The organism is Candidatus Protofrankia californiensis (assembly GCF_900634765.1).
Taxonomy (GTDB): Bacteria; Actinomycetota; Actinomycetes; order Frankiales; family Frankiaceae; genus Protofrankia; species Protofrankia californiensis.
In genome coordinates, this window is record NZ_CAAAFT010000455.1 from 2,453 (window position 1) to 4,156 (window position 1,704).

The 1,704-nt window shown below is 66.4% G+C and carries 2 protein-coding genes; both read right to left on the bottom strand.

Going from position 1 to position 1,704, the window contains the following annotated elements; genetic code table 11:
• Window positions 1-388 precede the first annotated feature (388 nt).
• Window positions 389-1,069, bottom strand: a complete 681-nt coding sequence (locus DD1DGNOD_RS23610) for a response regulator transcription factor (RefSeq protein WP_131768604.1) — start codon at window positions 1,067-1,069, stop codon at window positions 389-391.
• Window positions 1,070-1,072: 3 nt separating this feature from the next.
• Window positions 1,073-1,704: sensor histidine kinase (locus DD1DGNOD_RS23615; RefSeq protein WP_206443384.1), on the bottom strand; the 632-nt coding region annotated here is incomplete at its 5' end.

The following is a 1,704-nucleotide window of genomic DNA, read 5'->3' on the forward strand; positions in this document are numbered from 1 at the left end:
CCGCCGACGGGGGTCCCGACAGCAGAAGTCCCGACGGCGGGCTTCAGTGACATCGGACGCACGAACAGTCCACGCGCGCGACAACAAGCGAACCGTAAAAATCAGTCAAATCAGACAAAAAACGGGAAACGAGCGTCGCTGTCATCCCACGGCCAAGCTTCACGCATCCACTCCCGGTCGGTCGTGCATCAAGCCGGCTGCGACAGGTCAACACCGGCGTCCGGCGAACAACTATGACAGCGATCAGGCACTCACCGCGACCCAGCCGGACAGATCCTTCACCCGATCAAGGTATACGGTGATCGCCGGCGTCAGGCCGGAACATCGATCGAAAGATCATAATCGTGGCGAAAAAATTACAGTTGTGGTGCTGAGCAGACCACGGGCATCAGGGCTCGAACTTGTATCCCAGACCTCGGACGGTCACCAGGTGGCGCGGGCTGCCGGGCTCGTCCTCGATCTTGGTACGCAGGCGCTTGACGTGGACGTCGAGCGTCTTGGTGTCCCCGACGTAGTCCGCCCCCCAGACGCGGTCGATCAGCTGGCCGCGGGTGAGGACCCGGCCGGCGTTGCGCAGGAACATCTCCAGCAGCTCGAACTCCTTCAGGGGAAGCGGCACGGAGGTTCCGTCGACGGTGACGACATGGCGTTCGACGTCCATGCGCACCGGACCGGCCTCCAGCGTCGCCGTGACGCGTTCCTCGATCTCACCGCGGCGACGCAGCACCGCGCGGATACGGGCGACCAGCTCACGGGCGGAGAACGGCTTGGTCACGTAGTCGTCCGCACCGAGTTCCAGACCGACGACCTTGTCTATCTCGCTGTCGCGAGCCGTTAACATGATCACTGGAACGGTCGACCGCTGACGCAGAGCCCGGCAGACCTCCGTACCGGACAGGCCCGGCAGCATCAGGTCCAGCAGCACGAGATCGGCACCGTGCCGCTCGAACTCGGCCAACGCGGTCGGCCCGTCAGCGGCCACCGCGACGTCGAACCCCTCCCGTTCCAGCATGAACGACAACGCGTCCGAGAACGACTCCTCGTCCTCCACGACCAACAGGCGGGTCACGCGTCACACTCCTTCGTCATCGTTGTCATATCCGCGCTCGACGTCGGCGTCGGCCAGCAGCAGAGGCAACCTGATCGTGAAAGTCGATCCGGCGCCCTCGGAACTCCACACGCCCACGCTTCCCCCGTGGTTCGTCGCGACGTGCTTCACAATCGCCAGGCCCAGCCCGGTACCGCCGGTACCGCCGGTCGCACGGGACCGCGCCGGGTCGGCCCGGTAGAAGCGCTCGAACACCCGCTCCAGGTCCTTCTCGGCGATCCCGATGCCCTCGTCGGCAACCGAGAGCTCCACGGTGTCGCCGGAGCGCCGGACACCGACGACGACCCGGGTCCCCGGCGGGGAGTAGTTGACCGCGTTGTCCACAAGATTCGCCAGCGCGGTGACGAGCTGCCCCTCGTCCCCGCTGACCACGAAGTCGCTGTCACCGATCACCGCGACGATGATCTCGCGGGCCGAGGCGGTCAGCCGGGTGCGGTCCAACGCCTCGGTCAGCACCACCGACACCTGTACCGGCCGGGGATCCGGCCTCGGGTCCGCGCCCTGCAGCCGGGACAGATCAATGATCTCCTGGACGAGGCGCGCCAGCCGGGAGGACTCGTGCGTCATCCGGGAGGCGAACCGCCGGACGGCCACCG